This is a genomic window from Pseudoalteromonas sp. RB2-MNA-CIBAN-0110 (assembly GCF_040309305.1).
Classification (GTDB): domain Bacteria; phylum Pseudomonadota; class Gammaproteobacteria; order Enterobacterales; family Alteromonadaceae; genus Pseudoalteromonas; species Pseudoalteromonas arctica.
Genome location: NZ_JBEOOQ010000268.1, coordinates 1 through 248 on the forward strand (window position 1 = coordinate 1; position 248 = coordinate 248).

Consider the following 248-nt stretch of genomic DNA (forward strand, 5'->3'; position numbering starts at 1 on the left):
ACATAGATGCTTTTAGGTAAGATAGGCGCTATGGACAAAAAATAAAGAGACAAGGTAATGCGACCTTTACTAGTTTTAACTATATCTACGCTCGCCTTAGGCGGTTGCGTTACAGAAAATAGTTATAACGGCAGTGATAAACCCGTTGTCGAAAATAAAATTAATAGCGCAGGCGCAGCTCGAACTCGCATTGCCCTTGCTTTACAATATTTAAATACGGGTAATAACTCTCAAGCAAAATATAACCT

At 38.3% G+C, this 248-nt stretch carries 1 pseudogene; it reads left to right on the forward strand.

Going from position 1 to position 248, the window contains the following annotated elements:
- Positions 1-57: 57 nt before the first annotated feature.
- A pseudogene (locus AAEY68_RS21440) lies at positions 58-248 on the forward strand (type IV pilus biogenesis/stability protein PilW); the annotation flags it as partial.